This window comes from Devosia oryzisoli (genome assembly GCF_014837245.1).
In the GTDB taxonomy this organism is placed as follows: domain Bacteria; phylum Pseudomonadota; class Alphaproteobacteria; order Rhizobiales; family Devosiaceae; genus Devosia; species Devosia oryzisoli.
The window spans coordinates 478,508-494,941 of sequence record NZ_JACYFU010000002.1 but is presented as its reverse complement, the minus strand read 5'-3'; the positions used below and the strand labels follow the sequence as shown (position 1 = coordinate 494,941).

Annotated in this window: 17 protein-coding genes; 6 read left to right on the top strand and 11 right to left on the bottom strand. The window is 63.5% G+C overall.

What is annotated here, in order from left to right; translation table 11 throughout:
- Positions 1-16: 16 nt before the first annotated feature.
- Genes IC608_RS09005 through IC608_RS08990 form a run of 4 tightly spaced genes read right to left on the bottom strand, consistent with a single transcriptional unit; the run spans position 17 to position 2,566 of the window.
- A complete protein-coding gene (locus tag IC608_RS09005; protein WP_191774663.1) occupies positions 17-754 on the bottom strand; it encodes a TlyA family rRNA (cytidine-2'-O)-methyltransferase in 738 nt (245 codons plus the stop codon).
- Positions 751-1,350, bottom strand: a complete 600-nt coding sequence (locus tag IC608_RS09000) for an SCO family protein (RefSeq protein ID WP_191774661.1) — start codon at positions 1,348-1,350, stop codon at positions 751-753. The genes IC608_RS09005 and IC608_RS09000 overlap by 4 nt, the downstream gene beginning before the upstream one ends.
- Before the next feature lie 8 nt (positions 1,351-1,358).
- Positions 1,359-1,610, bottom strand: coding sequence for an exodeoxyribonuclease VII small subunit (locus tag IC608_RS08995; RefSeq protein ID WP_191774660.1), 252 nt, complete (start codon positions 1,608-1,610; stop codon positions 1,359-1,361).
- A gap of 29 nt (positions 1,611-1,639) precedes the next feature.
- Positions 1,640-2,566, bottom strand: coding sequence for an arginase family protein (locus IC608_RS08990; RefSeq protein WP_191774658.1), 927 nt, complete (start codon positions 2,564-2,566; stop codon positions 1,640-1,642).
- Between the two features lie 62 nt (positions 2,567-2,628).
- Between IC608_RS08990 and IC608_RS08985 the strand changes: the two genes are divergently transcribed.
- Positions 2,629-3,567 (top strand): L-threonylcarbamoyladenylate synthase, encoded by a 939-nt coding sequence (locus tag IC608_RS08985; protein WP_191774656.1) that lies wholly within the window; start codon positions 2,629-2,631, stop codon positions 3,565-3,567.
- A gap of 13 nt (positions 3,568-3,580) precedes the next feature.
- On the opposite strand, the gene IC608_RS08980 is transcribed toward IC608_RS08985, so the two are convergent.
- Positions 3,581-4,537, bottom strand: a complete 957-nt coding sequence (locus IC608_RS08980) for a DnaJ C-terminal domain-containing protein (protein WP_191774654.1) — start codon at positions 4,535-4,537, stop codon at positions 3,581-3,583.
- Positions 4,538-4,650: 113 nt separating this feature from the next.
- Between IC608_RS08980 and pdxH the strand changes: the two genes are divergently transcribed.
- Positions 4,651-5,280 carry a pyridoxamine 5'-phosphate oxidase gene (gene pdxH / locus IC608_RS08975; protein WP_191774652.1) on the top strand — a complete coding sequence of 210 codons (630 nt, stop codon included), beginning with the start codon at positions 4,651-4,653 and terminating at the stop codon, positions 5,278-5,280.
- 77 nt (positions 5,281-5,357) lie between these two features.
- Positions 5,358-6,194: a DUF1499 domain-containing protein gene (locus tag IC608_RS18450; RefSeq protein WP_191774650.1), complete on the top strand. Its 837-nt coding sequence runs from the start codon at positions 5,358-5,360 to the stop codon at positions 6,192-6,194.
- A 32-nt stretch (positions 6,195-6,226) separates the two neighbouring features.
- Here the strand turns inward: IC608_RS18450 and glpK are convergent, their stop codons facing one another.
- The gene (gene glpK, locus IC608_RS08965; RefSeq protein ID WP_191774648.1) at positions 6,227-7,717 is read right to left on the bottom strand and encodes a glycerol kinase GlpK; all 1,491 of its coding nucleotides are present in this window, start codon (positions 7,715-7,717) and stop codon (positions 6,227-6,229) included.
- 49 nt (positions 7,718-7,766) lie between these two features.
- Entirely contained in the window at positions 7,767-9,251 is a 1,485-nt protein-coding gene (glpD, locus tag IC608_RS08960; protein WP_191774646.1) for a glycerol-3-phosphate dehydrogenase, read from the bottom strand.
- Between the two features lie 154 nt (positions 9,252-9,405).
- Between glpD and IC608_RS08955 the strand changes: the two genes are divergently transcribed.
- Entirely contained in the window at positions 9,406-10,341 is a 936-nt protein-coding gene (locus IC608_RS08955) for an AEC family transporter (protein ID WP_191774644.1), read from the top strand.
- 219 nt (positions 10,342-10,560) lie between these two features.
- Positions 10,561-11,490, top strand: coding sequence for a 2-hydroxyacid dehydrogenase (locus IC608_RS08950; RefSeq protein WP_191774642.1), 930 nt, complete (start codon positions 10,561-10,563; stop codon positions 11,488-11,490).
- Between the two features lie 59 nt (positions 11,491-11,549).
- Here IC608_RS08950 and IC608_RS08945 read toward each other — a convergent pair whose 3' ends face one another.
- Positions 11,550-11,888: a cupin domain-containing protein gene (locus tag IC608_RS08945; protein ID WP_191774640.1), complete on the bottom strand. Its 339-nt coding sequence runs from the start codon at positions 11,886-11,888 to the stop codon at positions 11,550-11,552.
- Positions 11,889-12,019: 131 nt separating this feature from the next.
- Between IC608_RS08945 and IC608_RS08940 the strand changes: the two genes are divergently transcribed.
- The gene (locus tag IC608_RS08940; protein ID WP_191774638.1) at positions 12,020-13,654 is read left to right on the top strand and encodes an alpha-glucosidase; all 1,635 of its coding nucleotides are present in this window, start codon (positions 12,020-12,022) and stop codon (positions 13,652-13,654) included.
- A gap of 25 nt (positions 13,655-13,679) precedes the next feature.
- Here the strand turns inward: IC608_RS08940 and IC608_RS08935 are convergent, their stop codons facing one another.
- Genes IC608_RS08935 through IC608_RS08925 form a run of 3 tightly spaced genes read right to left on the bottom strand, consistent with a single transcriptional unit; the run spans position 13,680 to position 16,309 of the window.
- Positions 13,680-13,985: a hypothetical protein gene (locus IC608_RS08935; protein WP_191774636.1), complete on the bottom strand. Its 306-nt coding sequence runs from the start codon at positions 13,983-13,985 to the stop codon at positions 13,680-13,682.
- A gap of 12 nt (positions 13,986-13,997) precedes the next feature.
- Complete coding sequence (locus IC608_RS08930; RefSeq protein WP_191774634.1) at positions 13,998-15,089, bottom strand: AbrB family transcriptional regulator; 1,092 nt, start codon at positions 15,087-15,089, stop codon at positions 13,998-14,000.
- A 50-nt stretch (positions 15,090-15,139) separates the two neighbouring features.
- On the bottom strand, positions 15,140-16,309 hold the full coding sequence (locus tag IC608_RS08925) for a M20 aminoacylase family protein (RefSeq protein ID WP_191774632.1): 1,170 nt from the start codon (positions 16,307-16,309) through the stop codon (positions 15,140-15,142).
- Positions 16,310-16,434 lie beyond the last annotated feature (125 nt).

Here is a 16,434-nt window from a genome sequence, read left to right as displayed (position 1 = left end):
AAGCGCAAACCCCTGATTATCGCTGCCGGCGGAACACCAGCACCGTCTCGCGGTTCCCATCTCCGCCGGCAATCGGGGAGGGCACCGTGGCGGCGAGAGCAAAACCCGCCTCTTCCACGAACCGCACGACGGCTGCCATGGCGGCCTCGCTCGCGGCACCATCCGACACAATCCCGCCCTTGCCGACAGACTCCCGCCCCACCTCGAACTGCGGCTTGAACAGCACGACGACATCGGCAGACGGCCCGCACAACGCCAGCGGCGCCGCGAGCACCTTTGTCACCGAAACAAAGCTGACGTCGGAAACCACTAGATCGATCGGGTCGGGGATCGTCTCGCGGTCGAGATCACGAGCATTGGTGCCTTCGAGGCTGATCACGCGTGGGTCGCCGCGAAGGCTTTCATGCAGTTGCCCATGCCCGACATCGACCGCGTAAACGCGCCCCGCGCCTCTCTCAAGCAGCACCTGGGTAAAACCGCCGGTGGACGAGCCGACGTCGAGGCAGACCATGCCCTCGACGCTGACATTGCCTGCATCCAGCCCGGCAATCAGCTTCAGCGCCGCGCGCGAAACATAGCCGGCCGCAGGGTCGTCCAGCGTCAGAATGTCCTCTTTGCCCACCATCTGATTTGGCTTTTTGGCGGGCACGCCATTGACTGAAACAGTACCGCGCAGAATGGCGTCGCGCGCCCGCGCCCGGCTCGGCAACAGCCCGCGGTGCTCCAGTGCCAGGTCGAGCCGGAACCGGCTCACCCCTCGACGAGCCGCTTGATCTTGGCCAGCGCCGTGTCGCTTGCCTCCTCATAGGCAATGGTGCCTTCGAACCGTCCGTCGGCGCCGATCAGGAAGGTGAGCGCCGTGTGGTTGACGAGGTAGTAGTCGGTGTCCACATCGCCCGCCTTTTCGGAAAAGACACCGAAAGCGTCCTTGGCCTTCTGCGTTTCCTCCGGCGTGCCGACGAGACCGATGATGGAGGGGTCGTACCCCTCCACATAGGACTTCACCATCTCCGGCGTGTCGCGCTCCGGGTCGACCGTGACGAAGATGATCCGCAGCTGCTCTGGCGTCAGACCGAGCTGCTGCCGCCATGCTGTCGTCTCAGCCAGCGTCGTGGGGCAGACATCAGGGCAAAAAGTATAGCCGAAAAAGACAAGGCTGGGCGTGCCGACAAGTTCGGCTTGCGTGAAGGTCCCGCCCTGGGTCGAGGTCAGCGCAAATTCCTGGCCCGTCACGCCCAGCGGCCTTTGCGGCGGCTTGAACATGAACAGCGCCGTGGCACCGATGGCCGCAATGGCCACCAGCACCCAGAGCACGATCCGGAAGTTGCGCAGGGCGCGATTGGTCGTCATGGATTGGTTCAGATGGAGTCGAGAGGTTCAGTGCCTGTGGCCCGCCCGTCGCGGCTGAGCGTGATCTTTTCGATCCGCGCTTCGGCCGTGCGCAACAGCATTTCGCAATGCGCCTTGAGAGCCTCGCCGCGTTCATAGATAGCGATCGACTCGGCCAGCGGAGCCCTGCCGCTCTCGAGCTTCTGCACGATGCCCTCGAGTTGTTCCAGCGCGGCCTCGAAGCTGAGGGATTTCACGTCGTCATGCGCTGTTTCGGCCATTGGTAGCCCTGTTCTTTCCTGGTGGTCGTTCAGCCGTGGAGCAGTGTTGCCACATGGTGGCTGGCCCCGCCGGCAAGGCCCTTGAGGTCATACCCACCTTCAAGCAGCGAAACAACACGGTCGGCGCACCGGCGGCCCGCAACCTCCATCAACTTCCCCGTGAGCCAGGTATAGTCCTCATCCACCCAGCGCAGCTGCGCCAACGGGTCGCGCTCATGGGCATCGAACCCGGCCGAGATCAGCAGAAGGTCGGGGGAGAAGTTGTCGAGGGCGGGAAGGATGATTTCGCGGTAAGCCCTCCGCATCTCCGCGCCGTCGCTGTCGGGCGGCAGGGGTACGTTGAGGATGTTGCCGACGCCGGTCTCGTTCGGTGCGCCGGTGCCGGGGTAAAGCGGCATCTGATGGCTTGATGCATAGAAGACGCTCGGCTCATCCTTGAAGATGTCCTGCGTGCCGTTGCCGTGGTGCACGTCGAAATCCACGATGGCGATCCGTTCAGCACCGTATTTGCGCTGCGCCTCCCGAGCTGTGATGGCGACCGTATTGATAAGACAAAACCCCATCGGCATTGCGATTTCCGCGTGGTGTCCCGGCGGCCGGATGGCGCAAAACGCATTGTCGGCCTCCCCAAGAAGCACCGCGTCGAGCGCAGCCAACGCCGCGCCAAGCCCTGTCGCCACTGCAGAGAGCGACCTGTGAGAGATGAATGTATCGCCGTCGATTTGCCCAATGCCTTCAGCCGGGCGCGCATCGCGCAGCCGCTGCATATAATTTCGATCATGAACAAGCTCGGCGAGCGTGACATCGGCGGATGGCGCCGTGCGTCGCATCAGGGAATCGAACCGTGCGTCGGCCAGGGCCTCCTCGACCGCACGAATCCGGTCGGGACGCTCGGGGTGGCCGCGCGGCGTAACATGGTCCTCGAAGTTCGGCTGACTGACGAGAAGCGTGCTCACGCGGGCAATCCTTATGGCTCAATCGTCTTGACGCGCCCGAGGCCTGTTGTCAAACAGCCTGCATGCGCACCCCCGATCACAATACCCTCCTCGCCGCGGCAGCTCGGCTGCGGTCCGGCCAGCTGCAGGCCTTCCCAACCGAAACCGTCTACGGTTTGGGGGCCGACGCCACCAACTCCGACGCAGTGCTCGCGATCTACGAGACCAAGGGGCGCCCGCGCTTCAATCCCCTGATCATCCACGTGCCTTCGCTGGAAATGGCGGAAACGCTGGCGGTGTTTTCCCCGCTGGCCCGCCGCCTTGCCCGCGCGTTCTGGCCTGGGCCGCTGAGCTTGGTGCTGCCGATGCGTGCCGGCCACGGCCTATCCGACATTGCTACGGCCGGGCTCAATACAGTCGCCCTGCGCGTTCCAAACCACCCCGCAGCGCTGGCGCTCTTGCGTGAAACGGGCCGGCCGCTGGCGGCGCCATCGGCCAATCCGTCCGGCAAGCTGTCTCCCACCACGGCCGAGCAGGTCGCCCTGGGCTTTAACGGCAAGGTTCATGTGCTTGACGGCGGCCCCTGCACCGCCGGGGTGGAATCCACCATTCTTTCTCTGGTCGATGAGCGACCTCTCCAGCTGCGGGCGGGCGCCTTGTCCCGTGATCGCATCGAGGCCTTTCTCGGGGTACCCGTGGAACAGGCGGCGGCGGGCAGCGCAGTCTCCGCCCCTGGCATGCTGCTCAGCCATTACGCGCCCAATGCACATATGCGCCTGGCAACACGGCCCCAGCCGGGGGAGGCCTGGTTGGCCTTCGGCGCGACGGAGCCGTTCGATGGCCTCATGCGCAACCTGTCGCCGGCAGGGGACCTCTATGAGGCCGCGCGCAATCTCTTTTCCATGCTGCACGAGCTGGACGCGTCAGGCGCAGCGGTCATTGCCGTCTCGCCCATTCCCGAAACCGGGCTTGGTGAGGCCATCAACGACCGCCTTCGCCGGGCCGCTGCGCCGCGCTCGTGAGCGTTGCGCCTATTTAGTCGCGGACCGAATATGGCTTCTGGTCGCGCATGAAGCGCGCCAGAGCCTCAAGGTCCGGATCGCCGCCCGGCGGCAGGACGACGCGCACATTGACGTAGAGATCCCCGTCACCGTAGAGCCCCTTGCCCTTGAGCCGGAGCGCCTTGGCGGTGTCCACGCCCGGCGGTAGCGTCAGTTCGACCGAACCGTCTAGTGTCGGTACGCGCACCTTCGCACCCAGCACCGCCTCGTAGAGTGTCACCGCAACGTCCGTTCGGATATCGTGGCCATCGCGACGGAACTGCTTCGATTTTTCGAAGCGCACCGTCACCAGCGCGTCACCCGCTTCGCCGAAGGGACTGGGAGAACCCTGTCCCTTGAGGCGGATCTGCTGGCCCTCCTCCACCTTGTCGGGCAGCTTGACGGACAGCATTTTGCCCGACGGCATCCGGACCGGAACCGATGCGCCCTTGTGCGCATCCTCAAGCGAGACGGCGATGGTGACCACGACGTCATCGCCCTTGCTGCCGCGCGTACCAGCGCTGGTTGCGCCGCCCACGAAAGGATCCCATTGGGCCCCACCTGGGCCCGCACCAGCGGTGCGGGCGCCGCCACGCGGCTGGCCGCCAAATCCGCTCATGAACTCCTTGAGGATGTCTTCGGCCGAAAATCCGCCGGCGGCCCCACCGGCCGTGCGGGGGCCCCGGCCGGCGCCGCCGAAGCCGCCATTGCCGAACCCGGCAAAGCGTGGGTTGCCATCGGCATCGATTTCGCCACGATCGAACTGACCCCGCTTCTCCTTGTCATTGAGCAGGTCGTAGGCGTGGGTTGCCTCGGCAAACTTGCCATGTGCCGAGGGGTCGTCGGGGTTCTGATCGGGGTGATACTTCTTGGCCAGCTTGCGATAGGCGGACTTGATGTCCTTCTCGCTTGCGGACCGGGACACCCCAAGCACGGTGTAAGGATCGCGCATTTGGTCCTATCTTTTCGGGTTGGGCGTTGCTCGCCCGACAATTCAGGTCCTATATGGCCACGCCCCACGGCCTTGTCCAGTTTGCCGGCGCGGCAATTGCGGGAAATATCAATATGCTGCAGACCTTGACCGAGCGCCTCTTCGACGACACGGATCGCACCGATCTTGATCCGTTCGCCTTGTTCGAAGAGTGGTTTGCGCTCGCCCAGGACAGCGAGCCCAATGATCCCCATGCCATGGCCATCGCTACCGCCGATGCCTCGGGTCTGCCGGATGTTCGGATGGTCCTGCTCAACCGGCGGGATGCACGAGGCTTTTGCTTCTTCACCAATTTCGAGAGCGCCAAGGGACAACAGCTGGCAGCCAATCCGCAGGCGGCGATGGTGATGCACTGGAAGTCCCTGCGCCGGCAGATCCGCATGCGCGGACCAGTCGAGGTCGTCTCGGCCTCGGAAGCGGAAGAGTATTTCCACTCTCGCGCCCGCGGCAGCCAGATTGCTTCAGCCGCTTCGGCGCAATCCCGCCCCCTCGAGAGCAGGTCGCTGCTCACGAGGCGGGTCGAAGACCTCACGGCGCAGTTGCGCGAGGGGGATGTGCCGCGGCCGCCTCACTGGTCAGGTTACAGGCTCCTCCCGCTCAGCATTGAGTTCTGGAAGGATGGACAATATCGCCTGCACGACCGCGTGCGCTTTACGCGCGACGGTGTCGACCAGCCCTGGTCGAGCCAGCGGCTCTATCCCTGAGAGGATCCAGGGCTCACCCACACACGTTGACGACCCGCCCGCATCTCTGGGCCACCACTTTGAGGAACGAGCGGCGCGTGCGCATCTTCATCAAGACCTCGCGATGGGCCATCTGGGCGCGGCGGCTGGGCAGCCTGTGCCTGCCCTTAGCCATCCTGCCGGTCTTGCTGCATCGCGAGCAGATGATCGATTCTGCGGCGTTCTTCGCCGTGGTCATCGTCGCGGCAGTGATAGCATGCATCACCGTTTGCGTGGCGCTTGTGGCCTTGGGCCGGCTCTGGTTCACCGGCGACCAGGGGTGGACACGCGCCATTCTCGGGCTGCTACTGGGTCTCCTGTGCCTTGCCCCGTTTGTCTACTATGCCAACCTGGCCATGCGCTATCCGCCCGTCACGGACATTGCCACCACCGACCGTCTCCAATTGCCGCTGCTGCTCGGGCCGGACACCTTGGACATGCCTCCCCCACGCCTTCTCACGGATGCACAGCGCCAGGCCGTCTTCCCTAATGTCGCCACGCGCACCTATCCGCTTGGGGTGGCCCAGCTGTTCGCCATCGTGGATGACATGGTCGCGGAGCAGGGGTGGGAGGTGCGCCTGCACCAGGCTCCCGAGGACACAACGGGCAGCGGCCGAATCAACGGGCGTATCGTGACGCTTCTAGGGTATCGCGAGGAAGCGGTCATTCGAGTCTCGCCCACGGACTCCGGCGCAGCAGTAGACATGCGCTCCGCCTCCATCAACGCCGTCACCGATTTCGGTTCGAACGGGCGACGCATCAGCGCCTTCCTGGTCGACCTCGATAATCGGGTCACCGATTTCCTGCGCGACAACCCCAATCTCGACCAGGCCATCGAAGCCGAAGAGCCAGCATCTGACGACCTGGCCCCCTCAGAGGATGGCAGCGCCAACTAAATTTCGCTGCACAGCCGGATTGCGCGAAGGGTTTAGACGCTGAGCGTCCGCCGGACGGAATCATCCCAGCCGGCTACCTTCCTCGCGCGTGTCTCGGCATCCATTTCGGGCTCAAAACGGCGGTCGCGCGACCAGCCCTTGGCAAATTCCGCCATCCCGGGCCAGACGCCCGCCTTCATTCCTGCCAGCCATGCTGCCCCGAGTGCCGTCGTCTCGAGAATTGTCGGGCGATCCACGGGAGCGTCCAAGACATCGGCAAGGAATTGCATGGTCCAATCCGAGGCGACCATGCCGCCATCGACGCGCAAGACGGTATTGCCATCGTGGCCGGCCCAGTCTTTTCGCATGGCCTCCAGCAGGTCGCGCGTCTGGTAGCAGACCGCTTCCAGAGCTGCCTTGGCGATTTCGGCCGGACCGGAATTGCGGGTAAGGCCGTAGATGGCGCCGCGCGCTTCGGCGTCCCACCAGGGCGCGCCGAGTCCGACGAAGGCGGGAACCATATAGACGTTCTGGCTCGGATCGGCCGACTGGGCGAGGGGGCCTGTTTCACTGGCGTGCTTGACGAGCTTGAGCCCATCGCGGATCCATTGCACCGCTGCCCCGGCCACAAAGATCGAGCCCTCCAGCGCAAACGAAGTTTCACCGTCAAGGCGGTAAGCGATCGTTGTCAGGAGGCGGTTTTGGGACCGCACGCGATCCTTGCCGGTGTTGAGCACGGCAAAGCACCCCGTGCCATAAGTCGATTTGACCATCCCCGGCTCGAAACACGCCTGCCCGATGACGGCCGCATGCTGATCGCCGGCCACGCCCAGAATGGGAATCGCGGCGCCGAACAGGCTCTCATCGGTCATGCCGAAATCGTCAGCGCAGTCCTTGACCTCGGGCAGGATCGCGGCGGGCACGTCGAGCAGGCCCAGCAACTCCTCGTCCCAGCGGTTCTCACCAATGTCGAACATCAACGTGCGCGCCGCGTTCGTTGCGTCCGTCACATGCCGCTGCCCGCCCGTCAGCCGCCAGATCAGAAAACTGTCCACCGTTCCAAAGAGGATTTGGCCTGTTTCCGCCCGGGCCCGGACCCCCTCCACATTGTCGAGTAGCCAGCGCACCTTGGTGCCTGAAAAATAGGGGTCGAGCAGCAGGCCTGTCCTGGCTGTGAATATTTCCTCGTGTCCGGCATTCCGGAGCTCTGCGCACAGGTCGGCCGTGCGCCGATCCTGCCAGACAATGGCGTTGTGGACAGGCTTGCCGCTCTCGCGGTCCCACATCACAACGGTTTCGCGCTGGTTGGTGATGCCGATGGCGGCGATAGCCCGCGCCTCAAGGCCTGCCTCCGACAAGGCCTTGCGGATCGACCAGACGACGCTGTCCCAGATGTCCTCCGGGTCGTGCTCGACCCAGCCGTCCCGCGGAAAGATCTGCCGGAATTCCTTCTGACCCACCCCCACGATGCGCCGCTCCGCATCGAACACGATTGCCCGGCTCGATGTGGTGCCTTGGTCGATGGCCAAAATGAAGCCGCTCATGAACCTCTCCTCTCCCGGAACTCTACCGGCTCCTTCGTCTAATGTGGCCTTAACGCCCTGCCAGATAGTGGTCGAGTTGGGCCGCCTCGTCCGCAGTCACGCGCAATCCCTGCTTTGTCCGCCGCCACAGGACATCCTCGGCTGTCCGCGCCCATTCTGTCTCGACCAGATAATCCACCTCGCGGGCATAAAGATCAGCGCCAAAATGCTCGCCGAGGTCTGCGACGCTCCTTGCCGTGCCGAGGAGCACACGAGCCTTCGTGCCATAGAGCCGCATCAGCCGCTTGAGCAGGGCCTGGGGCAGGTCCGGATAGTCCAGACCCAGCCGGCGCACCTGCGCGTCGAACTCCAGCGGACCGAAATCGCCGCCGGGCAGCGTGCTCTTCTTGGTCCAGGGTTGCCCCTTCTTGCCCAGAACCTCTTCGATCTTTTCCAGCACCGATTCGGCAAGCCGTCGCGACGTCGTCAGCTTGCCGCCAAAAACGTTGACCACTGCGCCCGACGCCGCATCACCATCGACCTTGAGCACATAGTCGCGTGTTGCCTCCTGTGCGGCACTCGCGCCATCATCAAACAGGGGCCGAACCCCCGAATAGGTCCACACGATCTGGTCCTTCGTCACCGGCTTGGCGAAATACTCGCTCGCCGCCGAAAGCAGGTAGTCCGTTTCCCCCGGCGATATCTTCACGTCCTTCGGATCCCCGTGATAGTCCCGGTCGGTCGTGCCGATGAGCGTAAAATCGTTCTCGTAGGGAATGGCGAAAATGATCCGTCCGTCGCCGTTCTGGAAGATATAGCAGCGGTCGTGGTCATAGAGCTTGTTGACCACGATATGACTGCCCTGAACCAGCCGGACATTGTGCGCGCCATTCTTGCCCATGACGCCGTTGATGACGCTGTCGACCCACGGTCCTGCCGCGTTGATGATCATCCGCGCCTGCACTGTCTGCCGCCCATCCTCGCCATCGAGCTCGATGGTCCAGCCGCCGTTCTCACGGCGAGCGGAAGTGACTTTGGTGCGCACGTGCACGCTCGCCCCCTTGTCGGCAGCGTCGCGGGCGTTGAGGACCACGAACCGCGCATCGTTGACCCAGCAGTCGGAATATTCGAACCCAAGGCGGTACCCGGGCTTGAGCGGCTTGCCCGTCACGTCCCGCGTCAGGTCCAGCGTCTTGGTCGGCGGAAGTAGCCGCCGCCCGCCCATATAGTCGTACATGGCTAGCCCCGTGCGCAGCACGAAGGCGGGGCGCAGCCCCTTATGGTGCGGCAAGACGAAGCGCAGCGGCCAGATGATGTGTGGCGCTGCTGACCAAAGAATTTCGCGCTCCGCCAGCGCCTCGTGCACGAGGCGGAACTCATAGTGTTCAAGATAGCGAAGCCCGCCATGGATGAGCTTGGTCGCGGCTGAACTGGTTCCGGACGCCAGGTCGTTCATTTCCGCAAGGGCTACGGAAAAGCCGCGGCCCACGGCATCGCGCGCCACGCTGACCCCGTTAATGCCGCCGCCGATTACAAAAATGTCCAGCACACGCACTCTCCGTCTCGGCTCCACGTCTTTCGCTTATACGACATTTGTTTTCGTTTTCGAAGCCAAAACTTTCGTTTTATTCTACCATACAAGATTGCGTTGACCTCCTCCGTAAGAGCCGTTAGGTGGCAGAGCACCGCACCCTCAGCCCCGCAGGGCCATGCTTTCCATCCTTTTCGTCATCGCGCCCATCTTCGGGTTGATTGCCCTGGGCTATAGCGCGGTGCGCTATCGTTTGTTTCCTGCCGAAGGGGTCAAGGCGCTCATCGCTTTCGTCAATAATTTCGCGACCCCGTGCCTGCTGTTCTATTCCATCTCGCACAGCGATTTTCGCGCCGCCTTCAACATCGGCATTATCGGCCCCTACTACTTCGGTGCCCTGATCTGCTTCGCTATCGGCATCGTGGTGGCGCGCAAGCTCTTTGGAAACCGGCCCGGCGAAAGCGTAGCGGTGGGCTTTTCCGGCACCTTCACCAACACGGTTCTGGTGGGCCTGCCACTGATGACCCGGGCTTACGGGCAGGAGGCCCTGCCGGTAGTCCTTTCGATCATCGGTCTGCACGGGGCCATCCTCCTGACGGCGGCTATGGTGACCATGGAACTGGTGCGGCGGGATGCACAGCCGCTGGCCAAGACCTTGTTCGTCGCGGGCCAGCGTGTCCTGTCCAACCCCCTGATCTGGGGAATCGCTGGCGGAATCATCGGATCGCTCCTGAACCTGCGGTTGATTGAACCGGTCGATGCCTTTTTCCAGATGATCGGGCAGGCGGTGGTGCCCGTAGCTCTCTTCGGCATCGGTGGCGCTCTGGTGGAGTTCAAGCTTTCGGATAACTGGAAGCAGGCGATGGTGGCGTCGCTCATCAAGCTCATCCTCCATCCGGCAATTGCCTATGTGCTGATGATCTGGGTGCTGCACGTACCCTTGGAAATCGCCCGGTACGGCATCCTGCTGTCGGCTATGCCGGCGGGCGTCAACATCTACGTCTTTGCCACCTATTACGACCGGGGCATCAGCGTCGCGACCAACACCATCCTGATCTCAACACTTCTGTCTGCTGTCACCATTTCGAGCTGGTTGTTCATTCTGAGCCTTTGACGCGACAGTGTGCCGGCCAGACCGGTAAACCGTCCCGATGCCGGTTTTCGGCGCCGGAGTGGGTTGCGCGCCGGGCTCCAGCCGTTAAGCTTCGCGCGCAATTGGCCAAACGCGCTGGCGTTTCCGCTCCGGCCCACCCCTGTCGCCCAGGCCAAGGGTAGGCAGGGAGAGTCTAGACATCTGCCGGCCACTGGCGCGACCTCCTCACGGACCTCATTCATGACCATCGAAATCCTCCAGACCCATCCGCTCCTCGCCTCCTGCGAGGCGGCGCTCGCCGAGCGCTACACGGTACACAAGCTGCACGAACAGTCTGACAAGGCCGCCTGGCTGGCGCAGAACGGCGCCCGCATCCGCGCCCATGCCGGTTCGGGCGTCCAGGCGGATCTTATGGACAAATTGCCCAAGCTGGAGATCATCGCCAGCTTCGGCGTCGGCTATGACAACATCGACACCGCTGCGGCCAAGGCCCGGAACATTCGCGTCACCAATACGCCCGATGTTCTCAACGACGCGGTGGCCGAACTGACCATAGGCCTCATGATCGCGCTGGCCCGCCGCATACCGCAGGCCGACCGGTTCGTCCGCGAGGGCAAGTGGCCGCATGGCAATTTCCCGCTCCTATCGGAGCTGACCGGCAAGACGGTTGGTATCCTTGGCCTTGGCCGCATCGGCAAGGAGATTGCCACCCGTGCCCAGGCCATGAAGATGCGCGTCGTCTACTGCGGACGCCACCGCCAGCCAACGGTCCCCTACACCTACTATGATGACCTTGAAACGATGTCCCGTGACAGCGACTGGCTTGTGGTCATCGCCCCTGGCGGCAAGGGCACTGAGGGCATTGTTTCGCGCAAGGTGCTAGAGGCGCTGGGGCCAAAGGGCATGCTGGTTAATGTCGCTCGCGGCACTCTGATCGATGAGGCGGCCATGGTTGAGATGCTTCAGTCAGGGACCCTGGGCGGCGCCGCGCTCGACGTCTTCGAGAAAGAGCCTAAAGTGCCCCAGGCCCTGCTTGGACTCGATAACGTCGTGCTCTCCCCTCACCAGGGCAGTGCTACGCATCAGACGCGTGACGCCATGGGGGCACTGCTGGTGGCCAACCTCGAAAAGCATTTTGCCGGGGAGCCCCTCATCAGCGCGGTGGTCTGACGATCGCCAGCTATCTCCCTGCATCCGGATGCGCGGACGACGATGACGGGGCGGCCGATCTATTCCAGATCGGTCTGCACCATCGTCCCCGCCGCATGGATGCACACGATCTCCAGCCGCTCCGGCCCCAGATTGATGAATTTGTGCGGCATGTTGGCCGGCGCGACGGCGATGTCGCCCGGCCCCAGCTCGAACGTTTCTTCGCCCGCCACCACCTGCGCCCGTCCGCGCTTGACTACCCAAGTTTCGGGGTAGGGATGGATATGTAGGGCCGGGCCTTCCCCAGGAGCATTGTCCACCAGGAAGAACGACACCGGGGTCCCGAACTGACCACCTTCAAATCGGATCGTCCGGCTCTTCGAGGGCGGCCGGTCTGCCGCGCGCAGGATGTGTACCATCGTGTCTCTCTCCTTCACGGCTGCGACGAACCATCGCCCCGCCATTCGACACGATGGATTAACAGCGCCCGGGGAACCGGGTAGCTTGCGCCGCGAATCCGGACCCGGCGACAGCCCGAGGAGCAGCAAGCATGAGTGAATGGTGGCGCGGCGGCGTGATCTATCAGGTCTATCCCCGCTCGTTTCAGGACAGCAATGGCGACGGCATCGGCGACCTGTCCGGCATCATCAACCGCCTCGACTATATTGCCAGCCTCGGCGTCGACTGCATTTGGCTCTCTCCATTCGCCAAGTCTCCGCAGGCCGACATGGGCTACGATGTCTCCGATTATACGGCAGTCGACCCGCTGTTTGGCTCGATGGAGGACTTCGACAGCCTCATCGCCAGTGCCCACGCCCGCGGTCTCAAGATCATCATCGATCAGGTGGTCAGCCACACCTCCGACCAGCACCCCTGGTTTCACGAAAGCTCCGTCAGTCGCGACAATGCCCGGGCCGATTGGTACGTGTGGGCCGATGCGCTTCCTGACGGCTCGCCCCCCAACAATTGGCTGTCTGTGTTCGGCGGCTCGGCCTGGGAATGGCACACGGCACGGAAACAGTACTACCTGCACAATTTCCTGATCAGCCAGCCGGACCTCAACTACCACAATCCCAAGGTGCAGGACGCCATTCTCGACGTCATGCGCTTCTGGCTGGATCGCGGGGTTGATGGGTTTCGGCTCGATACGGTCAACTACTATTTCCACGACGCACAGTTGCGGTCCAACCCGCCGCTCCTGCGGGACGAGGGCGAGCCGCTGGCGATCAATCCCTACGACATGCAGAGCCACAAATATTCCAAGAGCCAGCCGGAGAACATCGACTGGCTCAGGCGCGTGCGCAACCTGCTCGACGAATACCCCGGCGCCGCTGTGGTGGGCGAGGTAGGCGACGAGGAACAGGGCGTCGAACTCATGGCCGCCTACACCTCCGGCACAGATTTGCTGCAGATGTGTTATTCCTTCGACTTCCTGGGCAAGCAGTTCTCCGCCACGCACTTCCGCTCCAAGCTGGAAACCATGTTCAAGGTCGGCCCCAATGGCTGGCCGTGCTGGAGCTTTTCCAATCACGACGTGATCCGCCACGTGACACGCTGGGCGCCCCATGCCGTTTCCCGCATCGATCTTGCCAAGCAGGCGATCACGCTGCTGCTTACCCTGCGCGGCTCGGCCTGCATCTATCAGGGTGAGGAACTCGGGCTGCCCGAAACCGACATGCTGTTCGATGAATTGACTGATCCGCGCGGCATCCGTTTCTGGCCGGAGGACAAGGGCCGCGACGGCTGCCGCACCCCCATTCCCTGGGAAGCGCACATGCCTCATGGCGGCTTTACCACCGGGAAGCCATGGCTACCTCTCAAGCCCACGCAGGCAGCTCTCAGTGTCGAAGCGCAGGAAGCCGATCCGGACTCCGTGCTCTCATACTATCGCCAGGTTCTCGATTGGCGCCGGCATCACCCGGCTCTGCACGAGGGACAGATCGAGTTCTTCAATACCGCCGAACCGATACTGGCCTTCCGCCGCAGCGACGGCAACAAGGACCTCGTCTGCGTCTTCAACCTCTCCCCCGATCCGCGCGAGGTTCGCCTCTCCGGGGTGGAACTTGTGCTTGAGCCTGCAAGCCACGGAGCCACGCTCGCGGCCCAGACCCTCACCCTCGATCCCAATGGCTGCGCCGTGCTTCCGGCCCCGGCGGGGGAAAGCGGCGTGATCTACAAGGGCTGAAAATCCGCAGGCGGCGTGCCTGCGGCTATTGTAGGCGGGCGTAGCTATTGGGGTCGAAGTACTGCATTTCCTCGCCTCCGCCTGGCTTGCGGACGAAGGCGCGTATGCAGCCGTTCCAGCGCTCGACGCGGGTTGCCGCCACGCCAAGGCGCTGCAGTTGCATCAGGTCGAACTCGTTCCGGTCGTTCTCCGTCATGCGGCCCCCGAACGAGAAACCGAAGCTGAAGTTGAGCCCGGGCCGGCCGTCAGTGCAGTATTGAAGGGCCTGTACCGGCAGGGCGGGAACCGTGGCGAGGATGAGAGCGGCGGCCAGCACGCGACGTGGCATCATTGTTTCACTCCACTAGCGGGTCGAGGATGGCGGCAGATTGTGGCTCTCTTGCGCCCGCTGCGCCCGGCGCTGGACGAGCACGGCCACGGCAGGAATGGCAAAGCTGAGCATCAGGAGGCGGATGACGTGGTGCGCGGCGATGAACGCCGTGTCATAGCCGAGGGCGATACCCAGCGCTCCCATCCCTTCCAGCGCGCCGGGGGACAGCCCCAGCCAGATTTGCCCGAAGGGCATGTCTACGAACTGCGCGACGACGCCAGCCATCACCGTTACGACGCTCACCGCGACCATTGTGGCGACCAAGCCGCCCTTGGCCGCCGCAAGAAACTCGCGCCGGCTGATTCCAGCGAACCGCGAGCCGATCAGGGCGCCGGTCAAGACGAAGGTCATCGTTACCAGCGGCACGGGCATGGCTTCCGTGTAAAGCCCGCCCAGCTTTGCCGCAGTGGCCGCCGCCATCGACCCCAGGACCATTCCCGCGGGCACCTTGAATTTAAGGAACAGCGCCCCGACGGCAACGCATCCGGCGGCGAGCAGAACCAATTGCAGCGGCGAGAGGAAAGCGCTCGCCGCTGGTGGCGAGAAATGGGCGATGGGTAGGAAGGTAGCTCCTATCGGCACGGCTATGGTCAGCATCAAAATGCGGATCACCTGGATGATGACGATCTGCCGCGCATTGCCGATGCCGGTGGCGGCGATCCCGATGATGAATGACAGGTGTCCGGGAAACGAACTGAGGTAAGCGGTTCCGGGGTCGAGGCGGAACACCCGGCTCAGAACCCAACCGCTGATGGCGATGATGATGGCCAATTCAAGCGCCAGCGCAAGCAAGCTCAGGGGCCAGGTGGGAATGAGGCTGAGGCTGTCGGGCGCGACTGTTGCGCCCATGGACATGCCGACAAGAACGAAGGTGATGTCGCGCAGCCGGTCGGTCAGCATGACGGGGAGACCCCACATCGCCGCGAGCGTGACAGCAAGCGCGCCGCCCATCAGCCATCCCGCCGGCAGGTTCAGCGCCGTCGCCACAAGACCCCCGCCGGCCGCGATGCAGAGCGTCAGAACGGTTGCAAGAAACGGATGCAGGGGCGGGCTTGGGGATGGCATGTCCGTCGGGCTTTACCCGAGGTTGCACATCCTCCCAAGCGGAAAGTGCGCTAGCGCGCCGGCAATATCCGCTCTACCAGGCGCGCCCAGTAGCTCACGCCCACCGGAATCGCCTCGTCATTGAAGTCGTAGGTATTGGTGTGCAATTCCGAGGAGTCGCCGTTGCCGAGAAAGATGTAGGCGCCGGGACACTCGTTGAGCATGAACGAAAAATCTTCTCCGCCCATGGATGGGGGCGCGTCGCGATCCACCCGATCGTCGCCGACGATCTCCGCAGCCGTATCCGCGGCTGTCGTCACCTGCTCGGCACTGTTGATCGTGACCGGGTACCCACGCGCATAGCGCACCGTGGCCGAGGCCCCGAAACTGGCAGCGAATTGGGGCACAAATTCTCCCAGGCGGGCCTCGATGTAATCCTGCACCGCATTGTCGAGCGTCCGCACCGTGCCGGTGATGCTGGCCGTGCGCGAGATGACATTGTCCGCTTCACCGGCCTCGATCATGGTCACGCTCAGCACCGCGCTTGCCAGCGGGTCCAGGTTGCGTGACACGATGGTCTGGAGCGCACTGACCATTTGTGCTGCGACGATGATGGGGTCGATTGTCTGCTGCGGTCGCGCGGCATGGCCCCCCTGGCCCTCGATTTCGATGTAGAACCGGTCAGTTGCAGCCATGATGCCACCGGTCCGGATTCCGAAATGGCCCAGAGGCATGCCCGGCCAATTGTGCATGCCGTAAATCTCCTCCACGGCGAAGCGCTCAAACAGGCCGTCGTCCAGCATCACCTTGCCGCCGCCGCCTCCTTCTTCGGCCGGCTGAAAGACGAGCGCAACGCTTCCCTCAAAGTTGCGCGTTTCGGCCAGATAGCGGGCCGCGCCCAGCAGCATGGCGGTGTGTCCGTCGTGGCCGCAGGCATGCATTTTTCCAGCAACGGTCGAGGCGTAGGGTGCCCCGGTCTTTTCGGTCACCGGCAGCGCATCCATGTCGGCCCGCAGGCCAATCATGCGGCCGCCGGGGCCGGAGCGGCCATGGATCACGCCGACGACGCCGGTGCGACCGATACCGGTCACCACCTCGTCACAACCGAATGTCGTCAGTTTTTCGGCCACGAAGCCGGCAGTCCGGTGCACGTCGAAGAGCAGTTCGGGATGGGCATGCAGGTTCTGGCGCCAGGCGGCGATGTCATCTTGAAACTCTGCAATGCGATTAAGGACAGGCATGGGAACTCGAAAAAGACCAGGAACGGATGCCAATGTCTCTGCCCCGCGCATTGGCGTCAACACCGCTTGAGGGAGTGGCCGGCCGAAACTCTGCCAGCCTTTTCCAACATCGAACGGATATCTAG

Excerpts from the sequence above, each read along its gene's own strand:
- IC608_RS08985 (WP_191774656.1), top strand. The coding sequence starts at position 2,629 with ATGCGCACCCCCGATCACAATACCCTCCTCGCCGCGGCAGCTCGGCTG.
- IC608_RS09000 (WP_191774661.1), bottom strand. The coding sequence starts at position 1,350 with ATGACGACCAATCGCGCCCTGCGCAACTTCCGGATCGTGCTCTGGGTG.
- IC608_RS08950 (WP_191774642.1), top strand. The coding sequence starts at position 10,561 with ATGACCATCGAAATCCTCCAGACCCATCCGCTCCTCGCCTCCTGCGAG.
- IC608_RS08935 (WP_191774636.1), bottom strand. The coding sequence starts at position 13,985 with ATGATGCCACGTCGCGTGCTGGCCGCCGCTCTCATCCTCGCCACGGTT.
- glpK (WP_191774648.1), bottom strand. The coding sequence starts at position 7,717 with ATGAGCGGCTTCATTTTGGCCATCGACCAAGGCACCACATCGAGCCGG.
- IC608_RS08980 (WP_191774654.1), bottom strand. The coding sequence starts at position 4,537 with ATGCGCGATCCTTACACCGTGCTTGGGGTGTCCCGGTCCGCAAGCGAG.
- IC608_RS08925 (WP_191774632.1), bottom strand. The coding sequence starts at position 16,309 with ATGCCTGTCCTTAATCGCATTGCAGAGTTTCAAGATGACATCGCCGCC.
- IC608_RS08955 (WP_191774644.1), top strand. The coding sequence starts at position 9,406 with ATGCTTTCCATCCTTTTCGTCATCGCGCCCATCTTCGGGTTGATTGCC.
- IC608_RS08940 (WP_191774638.1), top strand. The coding sequence starts at position 12,020 with ATGAGTGAATGGTGGCGCGGCGGCGTGATCTATCAGGTCTATCCCCGC.
- IC608_RS08930 (WP_191774634.1), bottom strand. The coding sequence starts at position 15,089 with ATGCCATCCCCAAGCCCGCCCCTGCATCCGTTTCTTGCAACCGTTCTG.
- IC608_RS08995 (WP_191774660.1), bottom strand. The coding sequence starts at position 1,610 with ATGGCCGAAACAGCGCATGACGACGTGAAATCCCTCAGCTTCGAGGCC.
- pdxH (WP_191774652.1), top strand. The coding sequence starts at position 4,651 with ATGCTGCAGACCTTGACCGAGCGCCTCTTCGACGACACGGATCGCACC.
- IC608_RS08945 (WP_191774640.1), bottom strand. The coding sequence starts at position 11,888 with ATGGTACACATCCTGCGCGCGGCAGACCGGCCGCCCTCGAAGAGCCGG.